This window comes from Acidovorax sp. CCYZU-2555, assembly GCF_018413525.1.
Taxonomy (GTDB): Bacteria; Pseudomonadota; Gammaproteobacteria; order Burkholderiales; family Burkholderiaceae_C; genus Comamonas.
In genome coordinates, this window is the sequence record NZ_JAHCDD010000029.1 from 40,419 (window position 1) to 60,289 (window position 19,871).

Annotated in this window: 23 protein-coding genes; 13 read left to right on the forward strand and 10 right to left on the reverse strand. The window is 66.3% G+C overall.

The window, feature by feature from the left end; all coding sequences use genetic code 11:
• Positions 1-117: 117 nt before the first annotated feature.
• The 10 genes from KHY18_RS12160 to KHY18_RS12205 all read left to right on the forward strand — a co-directional run bounded on the left by KHY18_RS12160 (position 118) and on the right by KHY18_RS12205 (position 9,009).
• Positions 118-1,041, forward strand: a complete 924-nt coding sequence (locus KHY18_RS12160) for a LysR family transcriptional regulator (RefSeq protein WP_213299915.1) — start codon at positions 118-120, stop codon at positions 1,039-1,041.
• A gap of 112 nt (positions 1,042-1,153) precedes the next feature.
• Positions 1,154-1,729, forward strand: coding sequence for an RBBP9/YdeN family alpha/beta hydrolase (locus tag KHY18_RS12165; protein WP_213299917.1), 576 nt, complete (start codon positions 1,154-1,156; stop codon positions 1,727-1,729).
• A gap of 141 nt (positions 1,730-1,870) precedes the next feature.
• Complete coding sequence (locus KHY18_RS12170) at positions 1,871-2,872, forward strand: sulfate ABC transporter substrate-binding protein (protein ID WP_213299920.1); 1,002 nt, start codon at positions 1,871-1,873, stop codon at positions 2,870-2,872.
• A gap of 21 nt (positions 2,873-2,893) precedes the next feature.
• Complete coding sequence (gene cysT / locus KHY18_RS12175; protein WP_213299923.1) at positions 2,894-3,799, forward strand: sulfate ABC transporter permease subunit CysT; 906 nt, start codon at positions 2,894-2,896, stop codon at positions 3,797-3,799.
• Positions 3,796-4,710, forward strand: a complete 915-nt coding sequence (gene cysW, locus KHY18_RS12180) for a sulfate ABC transporter permease subunit CysW (protein WP_213299926.1) — start codon at positions 3,796-3,798, stop codon at positions 4,708-4,710. Before cysT ends, cysW begins: the two co-directional genes overlap by 4 nt.
• A gap of 13 nt (positions 4,711-4,723) precedes the next feature.
• Positions 4,724-5,848: a sulfate/molybdate ABC transporter ATP-binding protein gene (locus KHY18_RS12185; protein ID WP_213299929.1), complete on the forward strand. Its 1,125-nt coding sequence runs from the start codon at positions 4,724-4,726 to the stop codon at positions 5,846-5,848.
• Between the two features lie 43 nt (positions 5,849-5,891).
• On the forward strand, positions 5,892-6,401 hold the full coding sequence (locus tag KHY18_RS12190) for a disulfide bond formation protein B (protein ID WP_249729087.1): 510 nt from the start codon (positions 5,892-5,894) through the stop codon (positions 6,399-6,401).
• A 47-nt stretch (positions 6,402-6,448) separates the two neighbouring features.
• Positions 6,449-7,252, forward strand: a complete 804-nt coding sequence (locus KHY18_RS12195; RefSeq protein WP_213299932.1) for an MlaE family ABC transporter permease — start codon at positions 6,449-6,451, stop codon at positions 7,250-7,252.
• Positions 7,253-7,285: 33 nt separating this feature from the next.
• Positions 7,286-8,272, forward strand: coding sequence for an MlaD family protein (locus KHY18_RS12200; RefSeq protein WP_213299935.1), 987 nt, complete (start codon positions 7,286-7,288; stop codon positions 8,270-8,272).
• Positions 8,269-9,009 (forward strand): hypothetical protein, encoded by a 741-nt coding sequence (locus tag KHY18_RS12205; protein WP_213299938.1) that lies wholly within the window; start codon positions 8,269-8,271, stop codon positions 9,007-9,009. Before KHY18_RS12200 ends, KHY18_RS12205 begins: the two co-directional genes overlap by 4 nt.
• Positions 9,010-9,019: 10 nt before the next feature.
• Here KHY18_RS12205 and KHY18_RS12210 read toward each other — a convergent pair whose 3' ends face one another.
• Both KHY18_RS12210 and KHY18_RS12215 read right to left on the reverse strand, forming a co-directional pair.
• The gene (locus KHY18_RS12210) at positions 9,020-9,181 is read right to left on the reverse strand and encodes a hypothetical protein (RefSeq protein ID WP_213299941.1); all 162 of its coding nucleotides are present in this window, start codon (positions 9,179-9,181) and stop codon (positions 9,020-9,022) included.
• A 243-nt stretch (positions 9,182-9,424) separates the two neighbouring features.
• A complete protein-coding gene (locus tag KHY18_RS12215; RefSeq protein WP_213299944.1) occupies positions 9,425-10,459 on the reverse strand; it encodes a porin in 1,035 nt (344 codons plus the stop codon).
• A 219-nt stretch (positions 10,460-10,678) separates the two neighbouring features.
• Here KHY18_RS12215 and KHY18_RS12220 point away from each other — a divergent pair, with 219 nt between their 5' ends.
• On the forward strand, positions 10,679-10,891 hold the full coding sequence (locus tag KHY18_RS12220) for a hypothetical protein (RefSeq protein ID WP_213299946.1): 213 nt from the start codon (positions 10,679-10,681) through the stop codon (positions 10,889-10,891).
• Positions 10,892-10,994: 103 nt separating this feature from the next.
• On the forward strand, positions 10,995-11,408 hold the full coding sequence (locus tag KHY18_RS12225; protein ID WP_213299949.1) for a hypothetical protein: 414 nt from the start codon (positions 10,995-10,997) through the stop codon (positions 11,406-11,408).
• 12 nt (positions 11,409-11,420) lie between these two features.
• Here KHY18_RS12225 and KHY18_RS12230 read toward each other — a convergent pair whose 3' ends face one another.
• Complete coding sequence (locus KHY18_RS12230) at positions 11,421-11,846, reverse strand: thermonuclease family protein (protein WP_213299952.1); 426 nt, start codon at positions 11,844-11,846, stop codon at positions 11,421-11,423.
• 135 nt (positions 11,847-11,981) lie between these two features.
• Between KHY18_RS12230 and KHY18_RS12235 the strand changes: the two genes are divergently transcribed.
• Positions 11,982-12,851, forward strand: a complete 870-nt coding sequence (locus KHY18_RS12235; protein WP_213299955.1) for a VOC family protein — start codon at positions 11,982-11,984, stop codon at positions 12,849-12,851.
• Positions 12,852-12,861: 10 nt separating this feature from the next.
• On the opposite strand, the gene KHY18_RS12240 is transcribed toward KHY18_RS12235, so the two are convergent.
• The 7 genes from KHY18_RS12240 to KHY18_RS12270 form a co-directional block, all read right to left on the reverse strand.
• Entirely contained in the window at positions 12,862-13,476 is a 615-nt protein-coding gene (locus KHY18_RS12240; RefSeq protein WP_213299958.1) for an alkylhydroperoxidase domain protein, read from the reverse strand.
• A complete protein-coding gene (locus KHY18_RS12245; protein ID WP_213299961.1) occupies positions 13,473-14,138 on the reverse strand; it encodes a CMD domain protein in 666 nt (221 codons plus the stop codon). Before KHY18_RS12245 ends, KHY18_RS12240 begins: the two co-directional genes overlap by 4 nt.
• On the reverse strand, positions 14,135-15,223 hold the full coding sequence (locus tag KHY18_RS12250) for a putative FMN-dependent luciferase-like monooxygenase (protein ID WP_213299964.1): 1,089 nt from the start codon (positions 15,221-15,223) through the stop codon (positions 14,135-14,137). Before KHY18_RS12250 ends, KHY18_RS12245 begins: the two co-directional genes overlap by 4 nt.
• On the reverse strand, positions 15,144-16,886 hold the full coding sequence (locus KHY18_RS12255) for a dipeptide ABC transporter ATP-binding protein (RefSeq protein ID WP_213299998.1): 1,743 nt from the start codon (positions 16,884-16,886) through the stop codon (positions 15,144-15,146). The genes KHY18_RS12250 and KHY18_RS12255 overlap by 80 nt, the downstream gene beginning before the upstream one ends.
• Before the next feature lie 59 nt (positions 16,887-16,945).
• On the reverse strand, positions 16,946-17,830 hold the full coding sequence (locus KHY18_RS12260) for an ABC transporter permease (RefSeq protein ID WP_213299968.1): 885 nt from the start codon (positions 17,828-17,830) through the stop codon (positions 16,946-16,948).
• Between the two features lie 4 nt (positions 17,831-17,834).
• Positions 17,835-18,773 carry an ABC transporter permease gene (locus KHY18_RS12265; RefSeq protein WP_213299971.1) on the reverse strand — a complete coding sequence of 313 codons (939 nt, stop codon included), beginning with the start codon at positions 18,771-18,773 and terminating at the stop codon, positions 17,835-17,837.
• 33 nt (positions 18,774-18,806) lie between these two features.
• Positions 18,807-19,871, reverse strand: a 1,065-nt coding sequence (locus KHY18_RS12270; RefSeq protein ID WP_213299974.1) for a TIGR04028 family ABC transporter substrate-binding protein, incomplete at its 5' end; no start/stop codon positions are given.

Genomic DNA, 19,871 nt, shown 5'->3' on the forward strand with positions numbered 1-19,871 from the left:
AAGATATGAATGGTTGCCGGTGAGGGCTTGGTATAGATTGTGCAGGTGTGTTGAATGTTTGATAAGCTGCTTTAAATGCGATAGATTGTTCTATCAGCGAGACAATAAAAGGGCTGAATGAACGATCTCAACGACATGCTCTATTTCGCCGAAGTAGTCGAGCGCGGCGGCTTCGCGGCGGCCGGAAGGGCGCTGGGAATCCCCAAGTCGCGGCTTTCGCGCCGGGTCGCCGAACTCGAAGGTCGGCTGGGCGTGCGGCTGCTGCAGCGCACCACGCGCAAGCTGTCGCTGACCGAAGTGGGCGAGGCGTATCTGCGCCACTGCCTTGTGATGCGCGATGCCGCCCAGGCCGCGGCCGACACCGTGGCCCAAGTGCGTACCGAACCCTGCGGCACATTGCGCGTGAGTTGCCCGGTGACCATCGCCCAGACGGTGCTCGGGGAACTGATGCCGATCTACCTCGCGCGCCACCCGCTGGTGCGCGTGGAAATGCAGGTCACCAACCGCGCCGTCAATCTGGTGGAGGAAAGCATCGATGTGGCGCTGCGCGTGCGCGGCTCGCTCGACGACAGCGGCAGCATGGTGGTCAAGCGTCTGGATGTTTCGCGCCAGGTGCTGGTCGCCAGCCCCGAACTGCTGCGCCGCCAGGGCACGCCCAGCCGACTGCAGGAGCTGGGCCGGCTCGACAGCGTGGCGATGTCGGCGGTCGACGGGCGCTCCAGTCTGCTGCTCAGCGGCCCCGAAGGCCAGGAGTTCACGCTGCAGCACCAGCCGCGCTACATCGCCGACGACCTGTTGACCGTGAAGTTCGCGGTGCTGGCCGGCACCGGCATGGGCTGGCTGCCTGACTATATGTGCCACGACGAACTCGCCGATGGCCGACTGGTGCATCTGCTGCCTGGCTGGTCGCCGCCGCCCGGCGTGTTCCATGCGGTCTTTCCCTCGCGCCGCGGCCTGTCGCCCGCGGTGCGCAGTTTTCTCGACTTTCTTGCCGAAACCATACCCGGCAGCAGCATCTCTTCGGGGCCGGGCAGCGCCTGACAAGCGCGGCTGCGCGCAGCGCTGCTGTGCCTCTGGGCCATAAGATAACAACCAATGGTTCGTTGGGATTTCGGATGAAGGTGCAGACAATGTCCGTTCAAGGAGAACTGGCATGGATACACCCCCCCGCATTTTGATCGTGCCCGGCTGGCGCGACTCAGGCCCCGGTCATTGGCAAAGCCTCTGGGCTGCGCAATTGCCCGGCGCAGAGCGGGTGGTGCAGGACGACTGGATCACGCCCCATCGCGACGCCTGGGTAGGGCGGCTCGAAGAGTGCATTCTTTCGCGTCCCGAGCCGGTGGTGATCGTTGCCCACAGCCTGGGCTGTATCGCCACGACGCAGATTTCGGCCCAGGCCGCGCAGCGCGTCGTCGGTGCGCTGCTGGTTGCGCCCGCCGATCCCGAGCGCCGCGCCCAGCTCATCGATTTCTCGCCCGTGCCCGCCGCGCCCCTGCCTTACCGCAGCGTGCTGGTGGCCAGCAGCAACGACCCGTTCTGTCCGATCAGGCTCGCTGGCGCCTATGCGCGAGCCTGGGGCAGCGAGCTGGTGCGGCTGCAGAATGCGGGCCATGTGAATGTCGAGTCGGGCCATGGCGCCTGGCCGCTGGGACTGGCGCTGCTGCAGTCGCTGACGGCCGGGCTTGCCTGGTCGTCTACACCCGCAGACGCTGCCGCGCTGCAGGCATAAGCCATGAACACCGCCTTGCGGCGGGCAGCTTCACGGGTTCTATATGCCAAAAGATGATTAATTAACAAGAATCTATTCGTTTGAGTTTGAAGGAAAACTTCAGACAATGAAACACTTTTTCACGTTCCGGGCTTTGTAACCATGAAATCTTTGACTCTCAAGACAGTTTTGGCCAGCCTTGCCTTCGCGGCCAGTGGTGCAGCAATGGCCCAGAGCCAGCTGCTCAATGTGTCGTACGACGTGGCGCGTGAGTTCTACAAGGACTACAACGTCGCCTTTGCCGCGCATTACAAGAAGACTACCGGCAAGGACGTGAAGATCGACCAGTCGCATGCAGGCTCCAGCGCCCAGGCGCGTGCTGTCAATGACGGCCTGGACGCCGACGTGGTGACCATGAACACCACGACCGACATCGAATTCCTGGCCGGCAACGGCGTGGTCGCCAAGGACTGGGCCAAGAAATTCCCCAACGATGCGTCGCCCACGACCTCGACCATGCTGTTCCTGGTGCGCAATGGCAACCCCAAGAACATCAAGGATTGGGACGACCTGCTCAAGCCCGGCGTGCAAGTCGTGGTTGTGAACCCCAAGACCGGCGGCAACGGCCGCTACGCTTATCTGGCCGCCTGGGGCGCAGCGCGCGAAAAGGGCGCGACCGAAGCGCAGGCCGCGGAATTCGTCGGCAAGCTCTACAAGAACGTTCCCGTGCTGGGCAAGGGCGGCCGTGACGCGACCGCGATCTTCCTGCAGCGCAATATCGGCGATGTGCTGATCACGTTCGAGTCGGAAGTGATTTCGATCGACCGCGAGTTCGGCAAGGGCAAGGTCCAGGCCGTGTATCCATCTTCGTCGATCATCGCCGAGAACCCCGTGGCCGTGGTCGAACGCACCGTCGCCAAGAAGGGCACGGCCACGCTGGCCAAGGAATACCTGGACTACCTGTACTCGGACGAAGCCCAGGAAATCGCCGCCCAGCATGCGCTGCGCCCGCGTTCCGAAGCCGTGCTGAAGAAGCATGCCGCGACGTTCAAGCCGCTCAAGCAGTTCACCGTCGCCAAGTACTTCGGTTCGCTGTCTGAAGCACAGAAGGTGCATTTCAACGACGGCGGCCAGTTCGACAAGCTCTACACGCCTGGCAAGTAAGCCTGCGCGCGCACCCGCACCATGGCATTCGCTGCTAACTCGGCTCCGGCCGCATCCCTCGCCGCCACCCCGGGCGCCCCAGCGGCACCGCGGCGTGGCCGTGGCGCCAAGCGCGTCCTGCCCGGTTTCGGGCTGACGCTGGGCTACACGCTGTTCTATCTCAGCATCATCGTGCTGATCCCTCTGTCGGCGCTGGTCTTCAAGACCTTCACCATGACCTGGCCGCAGTTCTGGGAAGCCGTGAGCGCACCGCGCGTGATGGCCTCCTACCGGCTGACGTTCGGCGCTTCGCTGATCGCGGCCCTGGTCAACCTGGTGTTCGGTCTGCTGATCGCCTGGGTGCTGGTGCGCTACAAATTTCCGGGCAAGAAGATCGTCGACGCGCTGGTCGACCTGCCGTTCGCGCTGCCCACGGCCGTGGCCGGCATCTCGCTCACGGCGCTGCTCGCCGGCAATGGCTGGATAGGCCAATACCTCGAACCGCTGGGCATACAGCTGGCGTTCAAGCCCGCGGGCATCGTGATCGCGCTGATCTTCATCGGCCTGCCGTTCGTCGTGCGCACGGTGCAGCCGGTGCTCGAAGACGCGGAGAAGGAACTCGAGGAAGCCGCGACCAGCCTGGGCGCGACGCGCCTGCAGATTTTCATCAAGGTGATCCTGCCGAGCATCACGCCCGCGCTGCTCACCGGCTTCGCGATGGCGTTTGCACGCGCCGTCGGTGAATATGGATCGGTGATCTTCATCGCCGGCAACATGCCCATGATTTCCGAAATCACGCCGCTGATCATCATCGGCAAGCTGGAACAATATGACTACGCGGGTGCGACCGCCGTGGCGGTGGTGATGCTGGTCATCTCCTTTGTGTTGCTGCTGATCATCAATGCGCTGCAAGCCTGGCAGCGCCGCCACGCAGGAGCACCGGCATGAGTGGACTCACTTCTTCCCGTAACCCGGTGCGCCGCGCCAAGGCCGGCACCACCGAAGCTCCGTGGGTGCGCTATACGCTGATCGGCATCGCGATGGCCTTTTTGCTGCTGTTCCTGGTGCTGCCGCTGGCCGCGGTGTTCACCGAGGCGCTGCGCAAGGGCTTTGGCGCCTATCTCGACGGCCTGCGCGAGCCCGATGCCTGGTCGGCTATCAAGCTGACGCTGCTCACGGCAGCGATCGCCGTGCCGCTGAACCTGGTGTTCGGCGTCGCCGCGGCCTGGTGCATCGCCAAGTACGAGTTCCGCGGCAAGGCCTTTCTGACCACGCTGATCGATCTGCCGTTCTCGGTGTCGCCCGTGGTCGCGGGTCTGACCTATGTGCTGATGTTCGGCTCGCATGGCTGGATGGGCTCGTGGCTGCAGGCCAACGACATCAAGGTGATCTTCGCGGTGCCCGGCATCGTGCTGGCGACGATCTTCGTGACCTTCCCGTTCATTGCGCGCGAACTGATCCCGCTGATGCAGGCCCAGGGCAGCGACGAGGAACAGGCGGCCATCGTGCTCGGCGCGACCGGCTGGCAGACGTTCTACAAGGTCACGCTGCCCAACATCAAGTGGGGCCTGCTGTACGGCGTCATTTTGTGCAACGCACGCGCCATGGGCGAGTTCGGCGCGGTGTCGGTGGTCTCGGGCCATATCCGCGGCCAGACCAACACCATTCCGCTGCACGTGGAAATTCTCTACAACGAATACCAGTCGGTCGCGGCTTTCGCCGCCGCCTCGTTGCTGGCGCTGCTCGCGCTGCTGACCCTGGTCATCAAGTCGATCGCCGAATGGCGTGCGGAACGCGAGCAGGCCGCTGCCGCCGACCTGCCTCCCGAGCGGCCCACGCCGCTGGCCACGACCGCCTGAAAGAACAAGCATCATGAGTATCGAAATCCGCAATGTCAGCAAGCAGTTCGGCAGTTTCCAGGCGCTGCGTGATGTGAGCCTGGACATCCAGTCCGGCGAACTGATCGCTTTGCTCGGCCCCTCGGGCTGCGGCAAGACCACGCTGCTGCGCATCATCGCCGGCCTCGAAGCGCCCGACGTGGGCAGCATCCATTTCAGCGGCGAAGACACGACCGACGTGCATGTGCGCGAGCGCAACGTGGGCTTCGTGTTCCAGCACTACGCGCTGTTTCGCCACATGACCGTGTTCGAGAACGTGGCCTTCGGCCTGCGCATCAAGCCGCGCAAGGAGCGCCCCAGCGAAGCCCAGATCCGCACCAAGGTGATGGACCTGCTCAAGCTGGTGCAGCTCGACTGGCTCGCCGACCGCCATCCTTCGCAACTGTCGGGCGGACAACGCCAACGTATCGCACTGGCGCGCGCGCTGGCTGTCGAGCCCAAGGTGCTGCTGCTCGACGAGCCGTTCGGCGCGCTCGATGCCAAGGTGCGCAAGGAACTGCGCCGCTGGCTGCGCCGCCTGCACGACGAGCTGCATGTGACCTCGATCTTCGTGACCCACGACCAGGAAGAGGCGCTCGAAGTGGCCGACCGCGTGGTGGTGATCAACCAGGGCAAGATCGAGCAAAGCGGCTCGCCCCAGGAAGTCTGGGAAAACCCCGCAAGCCCGTTCGTCTACGGCTTCCTGGGCGACGTGAACCTGTTCCACGGCCGCGCCAACGAAGGCCTGGTGCACATGAGCGGCATCGAAGTGGATGCACCCGAGGCCGACGAGGCCAAGGACGCCAAGGCCTTTGCCTATGTGCGCCCGCACGACCTCGATGTCGAGCGCTATTCGCCGGGCCAGAACATCGACGCCCAGGGACGTCCACGGGGCATCGTCGCGCGCCTGGAGCGGGCAATCGTTGTCGGTCCTATCGCACGCCTGGAACTTATTCCCGCCGACGATAATCATTCAACCACCCAGAACGGGGAGGATGCCTTGATCGAAGCGCAGATTCCTGCCCATCAGTTCAAGGAAATGGGATTCAAGGAAGGCGAAACGCTGGTGGTGACACCGCGCAGGACCCGCGTGTTTATTGACCAGGCTGCAGGCATCTGACGGTTCCCAGGGGCCGCGCCGCGGCCTTTGAAGGACAAGAAAAATGGTGTTGTTGAACTGGTTCGAAACGGCGCCGCGCCGGGTGCTGGCGCTGATCAGCGCGGCCTGTGTGGCCATGCTCGCGTTTGGCATGTATCTGCAGTATGGCCAGGGCCTCGAGCCCTGTCCCATGTGCATCGTGCAGCGCTACGCATTGATCGGCGTGGCGGTGTTCACCGGCATCGCGAGCCTGCGCCGCGGCCGCGGCTGGTTGTTCGGCTGGGGCGGCGTGGCGCTGCTGAGCGCGGGCTTCGGCGCCTTTGTCGCCGCGCGCCAGAGCTGGCTGCAATGGAACCCGCCCGAAATCGCGACCTGCGGTCGTGACTTCTACGGCATGGTCGAGAACTACCCCTTGAGCCGCGCCATTCCCATGATCTTCCGTGGCTCGGGCGATTGCACCGCGATCGACTGGACTTTCCTCGGCGGCTCCATCGCCAACTGGTCGTTCATCTGCTTCGTGGTGATGGCCCTGGCCCTGGTCGCAGTGTTTCTGCGCCAGCGCGCAGCGCGTTAACGCTGCTCCAGCGGCTGCGTACTGGCCGCGCACCGTATCATGGCCGCATGAGTCTGAGCCATTCCACGTTGGATATTGCCGCGCGCATCTGGAATGGCGCGTGCGAGACCGCGGCGGCCTGGTGGCGCAGCGTCTATCTCGGCGCCGTGGTGCTGGTGCTGCTGCTGTCGCCATCGAGCTACCGCGGCCATTCGCGTGCGCGCATGGCCTACCAGCTGTATGTGCAGACCGGGCCGGTGCTGCTCGGCTTCACGGCGCTCGCGGCGCTGCTGTGCGCGGTTATCACGCGCATCGTGATCGTCACCGCGCTGAGCTACGGTCTCTCGCGCTATGCGCTTGAGATGGTGGTTCGGGTGCTGGTGCTCGAATTGATTCCCCTCACGGCCTGCCTGTTCGTCGCCATGCGCTGCACCATTCCCAATGGCACGCAGCTGGTGCAACTGCGTCTGCGCGGGCGTGCCGAGGCATTGCATCGCCATGGCCTTGATCCGGTGCGCAGCGAACTGCTGCCGCGCGCTGTGGGCGGTCTGTTCGCCTGTCTTACGCTCGCGGCGCTGAGCTGCGTGGTGGCGCTGATCACGGTGTATCTGAGCGTCTATGGTTTCAATCTCGCGGGCCTGCCTGCCTACACGCGGCTTTTCGGCCATGTTTTCTCGCCCGTGGTGACGCTGGTGTTCACGCTCAAGACGCTGTTCTTCAGCCTGGCCGTGGCGCTGATTCCATTGGCGTCCGGTTGGTACTCGCCGCTGCCGCGGCTGCGCCAGGAAGGGCGCGAGCTGGGCGGGCTGACACGCATGTTCGCGGTGTTGCTGTTGATTGAGGTGCTTTCGCTCATGGGCAATTACTATTGATGTTTTGGAGTTTGGCAATGTTCGGAAATCACCATGGATTCCACTGAACCGGACGCTGGCGCGGCGGTGCATTCGCCGGCCGAGCTGCGCCCCGTGGCCCATCTGCGTGCCAAGGCCGCGGCCTTGCTGCTGTTCACGCTGATGCTGGTCTTCGGCTCGGCGCTGTATCTGCTGTACTCACGCGGCGTGTTCGAGCCCACGCAGCAGCTGGTGCTGACCACCGACGATTCCGAAGGCGTGGTGGTGGGCATGGACATGACGTTCTCGGGCTTTCCGATAGGGCGCGTGCGCCGCATCGAACTGTCGGAAGACGGCAATGTGCGCATCGTCGTCGACGTGCCGCGCAAGGATGCGCATTGGCTGCGTGAAACCAGCGTGTTCACGCTGGTGCGCGGACTGGTCGGCGGCACGACCATCAAGGCCTACAGCGGCATTCTCACGGATGCGCCGCTGGCCGAAGGCTCGGTGCGGCCCGTGCTGCGCGGCGATGCCACGGCCGAGATTCCGCAGATCATGGCCTCGGCCAAGGAGCTGCTGGCCAACCTGGGCGCGATGACGGCCCAGGACTCGGCGCTGGGCGGCGCGCTGGGCCAGGTCCAGTCGCTGGCTGAACGCCTGCAGGGGCCGGGCGGGGCGCTGGGCGTGGTGATGGGCAACGAGGCCGATGCGCGCAAGGTGGTGCAGACGCTGGAGCGCGCGAATGCGCTGATTGCGCGCATGGAGCAGCTCGTGGTGCGCGCCGACCGCCAGGTGTTCGACGCCGACGGCGTGATGCCCGAAGTGCGCTCGACGGTAGTGCAGCTCAACGGCTTGCTTGCCGACACGCGCCAAAGCCTGCGCAAGGTCGATGCGGTGCTGGTCGAAGCCCAGGCCGTGGGCGCGAATGCGCGCGAGGCGACCGGCGATCTGGGCGCGCTGCGCGCCGAAGTCGAAAGCAATCTGCGCCGCCTCGAAGATATTCTCTCCGACCTCCAGCGCAAGTGGCCGCTGGCGCGCAAACCGGAGCTTGAACTGCCATGACCGTGACGCGCCGCTTTTCCCTGCCCTGGGCCCGCTGGTCCGCAATTGCATTGCTGGGCGCAACACTGGCCGCCTGCAGCCAGAAACCGCCGGCCGCCGACTGGGCGCTCAACGCCGAATCGGCGTCCGACCGCGCCACCCAGGCGTACTTGCGTGCCGACCAGCGCGTGCAGGCGCTCGAATGGAGCAAGGCGCGCGCCGAAGTCGAACGCACGGCCAGCCCGCAACTGCTCGCGCGCCTGGCGCTGATGCGCTGCGCGGTCGAGCATGCAAGCCTGCAATGGAATGAATGCGAAGAATATGTCGCGCTGGCTGTCGATGCCGATCCGCAGGAGCAGGCGTATGCGCGCTATCTGCAGGCCCAGCCTTTGTCGGCGCAGCAGATTGCGCTGTTGCCCAAGGCCCAGCAGCCGGTGGCACAAGCCTTGAGCGCGGGGCCGGCGGCAGCGTTTGCGGCCGTGAAGGCGGTGGACGCGCCGCTGTCGCGACTGCTCGCGGCGTCGGTGGTGCTGCGCGCGCAAGGCCCGTCGCCGGAGTTGCTGGTGGAGGCCGTGGACACCGCATCGGCCCAGGGCTGGCGACGCCCGTTGCTCGCATGGCTGCTGCTGTCGGCACGCCAGGCGCAGCAGTCTGGCGATATGGAAACCGCGCAGCGGCTGGAACGCCGTGTGCGTGTGCTGGAAGGTCAGGCGGAGGGCGAGGCTGCGTCGGGTTCGCAACCCGGCGCCGGGCGCTGACCCTCGGGTCTTACTCTTCGAGCAGCGTGAACAGGTCGACGACCTGCAGGCTGTCGGCGGCCTGGGCCGCGTTGTCAATCCAGAGCATCAAGGTCATCGAAGCGACGGCCAGGACCACGGTAACGGCGAAAGCCACGAGGGGGTGGCGAGAGATGGAAGGAAAAGCTTGCATGGGACCTCCTGGGAGGTAAATGGCGACAGGGACAAGGGGCGAATCGGTCAACCGTGCGGACGGTATTCGTTCCATCCTGCGACCCCTCGATTGCAGCTCGAATCCTTCTTTTTCCTTGTGGGACAAATGCGCGTGCGCTTGCCGCCCGTGATGCCGCGATGGCCTGGCGAAAAAAAGCGAAGCACCAGGCTTCGCTTTTTTGTGGAAGGGCATGCCCGCAGGCATGCACTCGGACGGGGCCGTTCAGAAACGGTGGCGCACGCCCAGCACCAGGCTGGTGCCCGATTTCAGGTTGGTGATCTTGTCGTGCATGACCACGCTGTACAAATCGGTGCGCTTGGAGAGGAAGTGGTCGTAACCGACGCTGGCGGTCGTGCGCGTGGCGTTGACCGGGCCTTCCACCTTGGTGCGGGCAACGGCGGCCTTCACGGTGCCGGCCTTGCTCAGCACGGGAACGTCCAGGCCCAGCGAGATGGTGCGGGCTTCGAAGTTGGTGGCATCGACTTCGGCCTGGCCGTAGGTCGCATAGGCCTTGACGACGCTGAAGTCGTATGTGCCGCCCAGCATCCAGTCGGTCTTGGTGTTGGCCAAAGGCGTGAGGGCCACGGGGTTGTTGATCTTCACGTGCTCGTAGAAGCCCAGCAGCGTCAGCGGGCCGCCGAAGTACATCACGTTGACGCCGACATTGCCCTTGCCCGAGTCACCGGCTTGTTCGCCGAACTGGTAGTGCAGGTTGGCGCTCAGACCGCCGAAGCTTGGCGTGGAGTAGGTGACCTGGTTGCTCCAGCCGGTGTCGGCGGGCGTGGTCAGGTTGCCAAAGCCCCAGGCGGGCAGGCTGGCCATGTTGGCGTGCAGCACCAGGGGCGACACGGTGAAGGAGTCGCCGTAGGGGTTGGCCAGGATGGTCGGCAGGAAGTTGGGCGCCTTCGAGCGGCCCAGGCGCAGGCCGCCGAAGCCGCCGGTCAGTGCGACGTTGGCGTCACGCGAGAAAGCCGGGTCGCCATCGTAGCGGCCCAGATTGCCGACGTCGGCGCGCAAGAAGGAGTTCAGCACGAACTCGGCCTTGAGACCGCCGCCCAGATCTTCCTTGCCCGAGAAGCCAATCCACGAGGTCGTCATGCCGCCCGAACCCACGGTGCTGGTGCGCCCGACGCTGCCGGACTGGCGCATGGAGCCAGCGTAGACATCGACCAGACCAGAGATTTGCACCGTGCTTTGGGCATGTGCCGCGCCAGCGCATGCAAGGGCTGCAACCAGGGCGAGCAGAGACTTCTTCATAGGGACTCCTGTAATAAAAGGTTAGGAAACGTGAATATAGCAAGAGCTGTGCCAGCTTTTTGCGTAGGACCCGTCCTGCGTGAATATATGCTTATGACGCTGTAATGAATGTTGCATGTCGCCAACAGGTGCGCTGCGGGCGCGGTCCACACCCTCCCGGTTGCCCCGGCGCGCCGGGCACCGCACAATGGGCTTCCAGATATGTACAAGGAGATTTGCATGCAGCCCGAAGTACCTGAGGAAAACGTCTTTGGCGAGAACGACGGCAGCAGCTACAGCGCCACGCTGCGCCAAGCGAATGGCGTCTGGTATTGCGCCAGTTTCGTCGTCGATGAGCACAACATCCTGCTCAACGGCGAAACCTGGCCCACGCGCGAGGCTGCACTGGAGGCGATCCGGCGCATCGCTTCGGGCGACCGGGCGCCGCTCTGATGGTGTCGTTCGTCACTCTATTTTCTTGGGGTATCGGATAATTGTGTTAATAGTCTATGGCTATTATACTTTCAACCTCTGATCACTTTGAGGGAGGGGATGTATGCGCAGACATGTCATCACCTGCATGGCCTGGCTCGCTTTCGGCAGTGCGAGCGCCGCGCCTGACTATCTGATTCCCGATGAGTTCATCGGCAGTTATCTGGCCAATCGCTCGTCGGAAGCCTGTCTTCGGCAGGAGCGTGCGGGCCAGGCCACGCCCGCCTACCTGGTGGTGCAGTCGCGGTTTTTTCGCTATGGGTACATGAATCCCCAGCAGGACAACAGCCTGGATGCCATGGTGTGCCGCGCCACCGAGCCCATCGTCGTGGTGAAGGACGGTGTGGAAGTGCGCAGCGAATGCTTTCTGACCAATGAACTGGTCAAGCGGCATTTCAGATTCACCAAGCGCGCAGGCGTGCTTTGGCTGCGCGATCTCGATCGCCAGACCGAAGAGGAATTCGAAGCCTGTTATTGACAGCGCTGCGCCTCAGCGGCGTCGCCATTCCCAGGGCGCAACCGGGTGCGCATCGGCCCATAGCCCGCGGCGCGCGGAACGCGCCTGCGCCTGCAGCGCGCGCAGGTCGGGCCGCATCTCGGCATAACGCTCATAGACCCAGGCCATGCCCGCGCTCACCTGGTGCGCGGCCACATCCTCGCCGCGGCATTCGACTTCGGCAACGGTGCGCGCATAGTCGTCGGTGTCCATTGGCCGGATCCTGGCGCGGGTGTCGAGGCACAGCGCGGCCAGGCTGCTGCGCGCTGCGTCGCTGAACGACTGGTAGCGCTCGGGCGCGTCGATCGCATGAATGCGCACCTGGCGCTGCGGGGCGGCCGCCGCGCAGCGCACGGTCATGGAGTCGCCGTCGCTGATGCCGACGACCAGGCAGACAAGGATCGCGGAGATCATCTGCATATGGTGCCGCGGATGTGCGATTTCCGATATGCACCCGACCAACTTGCACATGAGAAAAACCGGATTGCCAAGCAGCCCGTGCCAGGCCCAGACTGAGGGGTTTCCCATTCACTTCGTCTATTCAAGATTGCGCACATGACACTTTCCCTGGACCACTTGGTGATTGCCGTTTCCGATCTGCCGCGCACCATTGCCGACTACAGCGCGCTGGGCTTTCATGTCATCGAGGGCGGTCGGCATCCGGGCCGGCCCACGCACAACGCGCTGGTGGTGTTCGAAGACGGCAGCTATCTGGAGCTGATCGCCTGGCATGCCCAGGGCCTGGCCGAAGACCGCTGGTGGCAGTGGCTGCAAGCCCATGGCGAAGGCCTGGTCGATTTCGCGCTGCACCCCGGCGATGTCAAGGCCGTGGTCGAGCGCGCCGGCGCTGGCGGGCTGCTGCTCGAAGGCCCGCTCGATGGCGGCCGTGCGCGGCCCGACGGCGAATTGCTCCAGTGGCAGACCGCGAGAGCCGCAACGCCCGATCTGCCTTTTCTGTGCGGCGACATCACGCCGCGCCAACTGCGCGTGCAGCACGGCGCGGTGCGCGCGCATGCCAATGGCGTGAGCGGCGTGGCCAGCGTGACGCTGGTGGTCGATAGTCTGGAAACCACGCTGGCCGGCTACCAGGCCTTGCTGGGTGAGGATGCGCTGCAGACCGCGCCGCTCAATCTTGCGGGCACGGGCCTGCGGTTGGCGAGCCTGGGCCTGCCCGCGCATGCGAGCGAACATGGCGTGGCGCAGGGCGGCACCAGCCTGGTCCTGCTCGAGCCCGACCAGGGCAGCCGCGCCGCGGCGGCCCAGTCCTTGTCGGCGGTGTTGCGCCAGCGCGGTCAGGGCGTGCTGGGCTTTGCGCTGCGCGGCCGCCTGGGCGCCGAGGCGCTGCCCTGGGGCCGTGCGACTGAACTGCCTGGGGAACTGACCCATGGCGCGTTGATCGAGTACCAGCGCCAGGCCGGCCTCTGATCGATGCGGCTCAGCCGGCGGGTGTGGGTTCGCCCAGCGAAAGCATCAGCCGGTTGGCCCAGTTGAAGAAGGCCGCGCCATGGATGGCGTCGGAGATGGCCGCGTCGTCCAGGCCCGCGGCGCGCAGGCGCAGCACATGGCTTTGGTCGAACGTCGAAGGCGTGTTGCTCAGGGCGACGCTGGCTTCCACGACCGCGTTCCAGCGTTCATCGCCCAGATCGGCCTCGGTGCCCTGGTCCAGCAGGCGCTGCACGTCGTCGCTGCGCTTGGAGAAATGGCTTGCAAAGCGCGCATGGACCGAAGCGCAGTAGATGCAGCCGTTATGGCGCGAGGTCGCGGCCGCGGCCAGCTCGCGCTCGGCGCGCGGCAGTCCGGCTTCGGGGTTGTAGAAGATGTCCTTGTCGGTCTTGGTGCGCGCGGCCAGCGTGTCGGGATCGCGCGCCAGCAGGCGGAAGTAGGGCGACTTGATGCGCGAGGCATCGACCAGGCCGGCCTGGTGGCGCGGGCTGAAGTCTTCTTCTGGCAAGGGCGCGATCCAGGGCAGCCATTCGAGCTGGGCCTGGGTGAACTCCAGCGGCTCTTGGTTGTCGGGGTGGGCAATGAGCGCGTTTTCGGGATAGGTCATGCGGTTTCCAGGCGGGGGGAGACGGTGGCGAGATGGGCTTGCAACGTGCGCAGGCCGAGCACCACGCGGATCTGGAAGCTCAGGAAGGCGACCAGTTGGGACAGGATCACGATGTCGGTGTTGTCCCAGCCCGCGTCGAGCAGGGCTTGCAGGCCCGCGGGGCTGGCATCGCGCGGATGGAAGACCAGCAGATGGGCTTGCTCGAAGGCGGCCGCGAGCTTGTTGCCCAGCTGGGCGCGCAGGCTGCTGTCCAGCGCGTACGCGGGGCCATCGAGGTTTTCCACGCTCAGCGGTCCTGCGGGATAGTGGCCATAAGGGCCTTGCCCGCGCGCCGTGTCTGCGGCCTTCTCCAGCGCGCGCAGCAGGGGCTGCTCGGCGCCCGCGGCCTGCAGGCCCTGGGCGTAGAAGCCGGCCACATCCGGTGCGGTGTGCAGCGTGGCGACCCACCAGGCCAGCGCATGGCGTTCGAGCGCCGTGACCTGGCCGACCACGGGCGCGGCGGGGTGGAACAGCGACAGATAGCTTTGCTGGGCCTGGGTGCGCGCCTGCGGGCGCTGGGCGCGAATCCGGTCCAGCGGGTCGCCGGGAAGAATGGCCAGCAGCTGGTCGATCACATCGGGCAGGGCTGGCTGGTCGGGGAGGGTGTGGCTTGGTGCGGTCATGCAAAGGCTTCCAGGGGTGAATCGGTGGTCGTGGGGGTCGAGACGGCAGCGCGCCAGCCCAGGGCCGGAGCGACTTCGGTGGCGATCAGTTCGATGGAGCGCAGGATCTGCGCCTGCGGAGGGTCGATGGAGTGCACCTGGAACACGATGTCGCTCACGCGCTCCAGCGTGGTGTCGGCGCGCAGCGAGGCGACGACATCGGCGACCGTGCCCACATGCACGTCATAGGCGGCGATGATCTGCGCCAGCGGCGCATCGGCGGGAACCAGTGATTTGCCCAAGGTGGCGGAGCGCGCGATGCTGCGGCGCAGGCCCACCTCGGCCAGGCGCAGCGCCTCGGCGCGGTCGTCGGCGACAAACAGGCTGCGCGAGGCGACGATGCGCGGCGCCCGGCCCGCGGGCAGGGCCGCGAGATAGGAGTCGATGATGGGGTGCTGGATCTGGGCCAGCGTGGCCTGCGGGGCCTCGGCGCTGCGCGGCTGGGTGCGCGACAGCATCAGGCCGTCGCCGGCCGCGCCGGCCAGGGCCGCGCCGCCGGCCGAGAACGTGGCCTGCCACAGACGGCCCAGCAACTGCTCTGCGGCGGGGTAGATGCGGTCGCCGCCCGCGAGCGGCGCACCGGCCCAGGCGCGCCGCAGCGTGGCGAGCTGGCCCGCGAAGATTTCGCGGCGCTGTTCGCTGTCGAGGCCAAACGCGCTGAACGATGCAGGCGTGCCGCCCGTGCCCACGCCGACTTCGAGCCGGCCGTTGGCCAGCAGGTCGAGCACGGCCGCGTCTTCGGCCACGCGCAGCGCGTTTTCCAGCGGCAAGGTGATGATGCCCGTGCCCAGACGAATGCGCTGGGTCTGTGCCGCGAGATAGGCGAGAAACACCAGCGGCGCGGGCAGGCCGCCTTCGTGTTCATGGAAATGGTGCTGGGCGACCCAGGCCGAATCGAAGCCATGGGCTTCGGCATGGCGGATCTGCGCGGCGACCAGCTGGTAGCGCTCGGCGGCGCTGGCCTCGTCAAGCAGCCTGCTGAAAAAGCCCAGGCGCTTGTGCTGCGGTGCGGTGTGCGTAGGGGTGGAAGTCTGCGGATGCGTCATGGGAAATGGGGGAAGAAGCAGGCCAATGCTTTTGGCCGGGAATGGCGGCGATCAGCTCGCGCGTGTAGTCGCTGCCAGGGCGCTGGAACACGTCCTCGATGGCGCCGCTGTCGACCTGGCGGCCGTTGTGCAGCACGCTCACGGTGTCGGCAATCTGCCGCACCACGGCCAGGTCATGGGAAATGAACAGATAGGTCAGGCCCAGCTCGCGCTGCAGGCGCTCCAGCAGCGCGAGGATCTGCGCCTGCACGGTCACGTCCAGCGCCGAGACCGCTTCGTCGAACACCACGACCTGGGGCTGGAGCACCAGCGCGCGTGCAATGGCCACGCGCTGGCGCTGGCCGCCCGACAGCGCACGCGGGCGGCGTGCCAGCAGCGCGGGCGCCAGGCCCACGCGCTCGAGCATCTCGCGCACGCGCGCCTCGCGCTGGGCGCGCGGCAGGCGCTCGTAGTTGCGCAGCGGCTCCTCGATGATCTCGAAGATGGTCTGGCGCGGATCGAGCGACGAGAACGGGTTCTGGTGCACCAGCTGTATGCGCCGGCGCGCCAGGCGCAGCGCTTCGCCGCGCAGCGCGGTGAAGTCCTGGCCTTCGATCAGGATGCGGCCCGATGTCGGCTGGCGAAAGCCCACGACATCGCGCGCGGTCGTGGTCTTGCCCGAGCCCGACTCGCCGACGATGGCATGCGTGGTGCCGCGCGCCACGCTGAACGAGACCTGGTCCACGGCAACGAACGGCGCGCTGCGCCCGGGCAGATCGAACTGGTGGACCAGATCTTCCACGACCACGGCGGGCTGCGCGTTCTGCGCGCTGCGTTCGGCGGCCGGGCGCTGCCGGCCCTGGGCCAGCGAGGGCGCGTCGGCCAGCAGCTTGCGCGTGTACGCGCTGCTGGGGCTGCGCAGCACGTCCTGGGTCAGGCCTTGTTCCTGTATGCGCCCGCCCTGCAGCACGACCAGGCGGTTGGCGCGGTCGGCGGCCACACCCAGGTCGTGCGTGACCAGCAGCACGGCCGTGCCCGACTCGCGGCGCAGCTCGTCGATCAGGTCGAGAATGCGCTTTTGCACCGTGACGTCGAGCGCGCTGGTCGGCTCGTCGGCAATGATCAGCGCGGGCTTGAGCGCGATGGCGATCGCGATCAGCACGCGCTGCTTCATGCCGCCCGACAGCTCATGCGGATACTGGCGCGCGCGCAGTTCGGGCTGCGACAGGCCCACATGGCCCAGCAGTTCGATCACCCTGGCCTGGCGCGCACGCCGCGCCGCCGCGCCGCGCGCGCCATCGTGCAGCCGCAGTATCTCGGCCACCTGCTGGCCCACGGTCTGCACAGGATTGAGCGAGCTGGTCGGGTCCTGGGGAATGAGGCTGATCACCGCGCCGCGTATGCCGTCCATCTGGCGCGGGTTCCAGCGCGTGATGTCGCGGCCATTGAGCTGTATGCGCCCAGAGACCAGGCGGCCGTTCTCGGCGAGCAGGCCTATCACCGCCTGGGCGGTCGTGGTCTTGCCCGAGCCCGACTCGCCCACCAGCGCAACGACTTCGCCGGGCAGCACATCGAAGCTCACGCCATGGACCACGTTCTGGGCGGGCTGCTGGCCCTCTTGATAGGCGATGACCACGTCGCTGAGCGACAGCACGGGCACGTTGCCGGACGACGGTGTTTCCATGGGCGCGGCGGCCAGCGCGACTGCGGGCCGGATGCGGCGCAGGATTTGTTGCAGGCGGTTCATGCGTTGGCCTTGTGCAGTCCGGCGCTGATGCGGTTGGCGGACAGGACCACCAGCACCACGACCAGACCGGGAACGGTGGTCAGCCACCAGGCGGTGGAAATGTAGTTGCGGCCTTCGGCGATCAGCAGGCCCCATTCCGGTGTCGGCGGCGGCGCGCCATAGCCCAGAAAGCCCAGCGTGGAGATGGCCAGGATGGCCGAGCCGAACTGCAGCGCCGCGAGCGCGATCACCGACGTCAGCGAGTTGGGCAGCACATGGCGCCACAGCACGGGCCAGAAGCGTCCGCCGCTGCCGAAGGCCGCTTCCACATACTCGGAGCGGCGCACGCGCACCACCTCGGAACGCAGCAGGCGCGCAAAGCTCGCGATCGATGCGACACCCACGGCAATCGCCGCATTGATGGTGCCGAAGCCCAGAATGATGATGATGGCCAGCGACAGCAGCAGCGCGGGCACCGACAGCAGCACATCGACCAGGCGCATGATGGCGTCGTCGACCAGACCGCCGCTGGCTCCCGCGACCAGTCCCAGCAGCGTGCCCAGCACCAGGCCCATGGCGACGGCGACAAACGCGCCCGACAGCGAATGCACGGCGCCATAGACCACACGCGTGTAGACATCGCGGCCCAGCGCGTCGGTGCCCAGCCAGTGCGCGGCGCCCGGGGCCTGCAGCTGCTGGCCCGCAATGCCTTGCACCGGGCTGTAATGGGTCAGCAGGCCCGGCGCCAGCGCGAACAGCGTCACCGTGGCGATCACCAGCCAGGCCAGCCACAGGCTCAGCGGGCCGCCGCGCGCGCGCCGCCAGGCGGAGCGCACGCGCGTGCTCAGCGCCGACAGCGCTGGCGCGGGCAGGGAAGGGGGAACAGATGGAATTGCGCTCATGGCTTCAGCCCTCCAGACGGGTGCGCAGCCGTGGGTCCAGCACTGGATAGAGCAGGTCCACAAGCAGATTGATCAAGACAAAGGACGTCGCGGAAATCACCACGATGGCCTGCAGCACGGCGGTGTCCTGGTTGGCCACGGCCTGCTGGGTCAGGCTGCCCAGGCCGTTGAGGCCGAACACCGCTTCGGTGACCACGGCGCCGGCCAGCAGCTCGCCGAACAGGATGCCGGCCATGGTCAGCGTGGGCAGCAACGCATTGCGCGCCACATGGCGCCACAGCACCCAGGTGCGGCTCGCGCCCTTGGCCCGGGCCACGGCGACGAAAGGCTGGGCCAGCACGGCGTCGATGTTGCGAATCAGGATCTGCGCCAGCGGCGCGGAAATGGGCACGGCCAGCGTGAGCGTAGGCAGCACCATGCCTTCCCAGGGGCCGGGGTTGATCACCGGCACCCAGCCCAGGCGAAACGAGAACACCTGGATCAGCATGATGCCCAGCCAGAAAACCGGCACCGAGACAAACAGCGAAGGCAGCGACTGCAGCGCCGAGCGCAGCCAGCCAAAGCCCAACTGGCTCGACAGAAAGGACAGCGCCACGGCCAGCAGCAGCGCGGCCGTGAAGCCCGAAGCCGCGAGCTTGAGCGTGGGCGGCAGGCTGGTCGCGAGGCTGTGGCCCACCGACACGCCAGCCTGCATGGAGTAACCGAAGTCACCGCGCAGGAAGTTCAGCAGGCTGTGGCCGTACTGCTGCCAGACAGGCGCGTCGGCGCCATAGGCCAGCCGGATTTCGGCCAGCTGCTCGGGGCTCAGTCCCAGCTCGGGGTTGAGGAACTTGATCAGCACCGCATCGCCGGGCAGGAACTGCAGCAGCACGAAGGAGGCGGTGAACGCCGCCCAGAGCACCAGCAGGGCCTGGGCGATGCGACTCGTCAGATAGCGGGACATGGTGGTTGGCCTTGCAAAGAATGCCGCGTCCGGTCAGTGGGGCGCGATCCACGCGGCGTAGAGGCTGGGGCGGCCCACGGCCTCGAAGTCCACGCCATGCAGCCAGGGCGCGCCCGCATAGATCTGCGGTTCCTCGAACATGGGAATCACATAGGCCTGCTCCAGCAGATAGCGCTGCACCTGGCCCGTGAGTTCGAGCCGGCGTGCGGAGTCGGGCTCGGCCGCAATCGCCTCGAACAGGCCGTTGAGCTTGCGGTCTTCAAACGACTTGACCTTCTGGCTGATGCCGCCCTTTTGCAGCAGCAGATTGCGGTTGGTCGGGTAGTAGTTGCTCTTGATCACGTCGGGATCGGCGCGGCCGACCATGGCCGGCAGCAGGGCGATCTTTTCGGGATCGAGGCTGTCGATGGTCTTGCTGCCCAGATCGCCCGAAAGCACGTTGAGCTTGACGCCCACCTTGGCCCATTGCTGGGCCACGAGCTGCAGCACTTCGCGGTTCTGCACATAGTTCAGCGACTCATAAGTCGACAGCGCCAGCGGCCGGCCGTCCTTGGCACGAATGCCATCGGCCTGGAGCTTCCAGCCGGCTGCGTCGAGCAGCGTCCGTGCGCGCTCGGCGTCGTGCGCCAGTTCGGCGCTCTGGTCCACAAAGCCCGCGGCGCCCGCGGCGAGCACGCCCTTGGCCTGGGGGTAGTTGGCGCTGAACAGCGTCTGCACGATTTCCTTGGAGTTGGTCGCATGCAGCAAGGCCTGGCGCACCTTGAGGTCGGCGACCAGTTCGTTGTCGGGGCGGAACGCCAGGCTGTCGTTGACGCCGCGCGTGGACGCCGCATAGAGCGGGAACTTGCCTTCGTTCACGCGCTTTTCGTCATAGGCCTGGACCTGGCGTATCAGCCCGGCCTGGCCCGACAGCAGCGCGCCGATGCGCACGCCGTCTTCGGGCGTGACGATGATCTTGATCGCGTCCAGCCGCGCGCGGCCCTGGTGGGCCAGCTTGACCGGTCCCCAGTTGTATTTGTCGCGCGCCTGCAGGTTGACTTCCTTGCCCAGCACTTCTCCGCTGACGACGAACGGGCCCGAGCCGATGATGCGCGTGGC

Excerpts from the sequence above, each read along its gene's own strand:
- KHY18_RS12225 (WP_213299949.1), top strand. The coding sequence starts at position 10,995 with ATGCGCAGACATGTCATCACCTGCATGGCCTGGCTCGCTTTCGGCAGT.
- KHY18_RS12240 (WP_213299958.1), bottom strand. The coding sequence starts at position 13,476 with ATGACCTATCCCGAAAACGCGCTCATTGCCCACCCCGACAACCAAGAG.
- KHY18_RS12215 (WP_213299944.1), bottom strand. The coding sequence starts at position 10,459 with ATGAAGAAGTCTCTGCTCGCCCTGGTTGCAGCCCTTGCATGCGCTGGC.
- KHY18_RS12200 (WP_213299935.1), top strand. The coding sequence starts at position 7,286 with ATGGATTCCACTGAACCGGACGCTGGCGCGGCGGTGCATTCGCCGGCC.
- KHY18_RS12190 (WP_249729087.1), top strand. The coding sequence starts at position 5,892 with ATGGTGTTGTTGAACTGGTTCGAAACGGCGCCGCGCCGGGTGCTGGCG.
- KHY18_RS12165 (WP_213299917.1), top strand. The coding sequence starts at position 1,154 with ATGGATACACCCCCCCGCATTTTGATCGTGCCCGGCTGGCGCGACTCA.
- KHY18_RS12170 (WP_213299920.1), top strand. The coding sequence starts at position 1,871 with ATGAAATCTTTGACTCTCAAGACAGTTTTGGCCAGCCTTGCCTTCGCG.
- KHY18_RS12230 (WP_213299952.1), bottom strand. The coding sequence starts at position 11,846 with ATGCAGATGATCTCCGCGATCCTTGTCTGCCTGGTCGTCGGCATCAGC.
- KHY18_RS12195 (WP_213299932.1), top strand. The coding sequence starts at position 6,449 with ATGAGTCTGAGCCATTCCACGTTGGATATTGCCGCGCGCATCTGGAAT.
- KHY18_RS12250 (WP_213299964.1), bottom strand. The coding sequence starts at position 15,223 with ATGACGCATCCGCAGACTTCCACCCCTACGCACACCGCACCGCAGCAC.
- KHY18_RS12235 (WP_213299955.1), top strand. The coding sequence starts at position 11,982 with ATGACACTTTCCCTGGACCACTTGGTGATTGCCGTTTCCGATCTGCCG.
- KHY18_RS12185 (WP_213299929.1), top strand. The coding sequence starts at position 4,724 with ATGAGTATCGAAATCCGCAATGTCAGCAAGCAGTTCGGCAGTTTCCAG.
- cysT (WP_213299923.1), top strand. The coding sequence starts at position 2,894 with ATGGCATTCGCTGCTAACTCGGCTCCGGCCGCATCCCTCGCCGCCACC.
- KHY18_RS12265 (WP_213299971.1), bottom strand. The coding sequence starts at position 18,773 with ATGTCCCGCTATCTGACGAGTCGCATCGCCCAGGCCCTGCTGGTGCTC.
- KHY18_RS12205 (WP_213299938.1), top strand. The coding sequence starts at position 8,269 with ATGACCGTGACGCGCCGCTTTTCCCTGCCCTGGGCCCGCTGGTCCGCA.
- KHY18_RS12210 (WP_213299941.1), bottom strand. The coding sequence starts at position 9,181 with ATGCAAGCTTTTCCTTCCATCTCTCGCCACCCCCTCGTGGCTTTCGCC.
- cysW (WP_213299926.1), top strand. The coding sequence starts at position 3,796 with ATGAGTGGACTCACTTCTTCCCGTAACCCGGTGCGCCGCGCCAAGGCC.
- KHY18_RS12245 (WP_213299961.1), bottom strand. The coding sequence starts at position 14,138 with ATGACCGCACCAAGCCACACCCTCCCCGACCAGCCAGCCCTGCCCGAT.
- KHY18_RS12220 (WP_213299946.1), top strand. The coding sequence starts at position 10,679 with ATGCAGCCCGAAGTACCTGAGGAAAACGTCTTTGGCGAGAACGACGGC.
- KHY18_RS12255 (WP_213299998.1), bottom strand. The coding sequence starts at position 16,886 with ATGGAAACACCGTCGTCCGGCAACGTGCCCGTGCTGTCGCTCAGCGAC.
- KHY18_RS12160 (WP_213299915.1), top strand. The coding sequence starts at position 118 with ATGAACGATCTCAACGACATGCTCTATTTCGCCGAAGTAGTCGAGCGC.
- KHY18_RS12260 (WP_213299968.1), bottom strand. The coding sequence starts at position 17,830 with ATGAGCGCAATTCCATCTGTTCCCCCTTCCCTGCCCGCGCCAGCGCTG.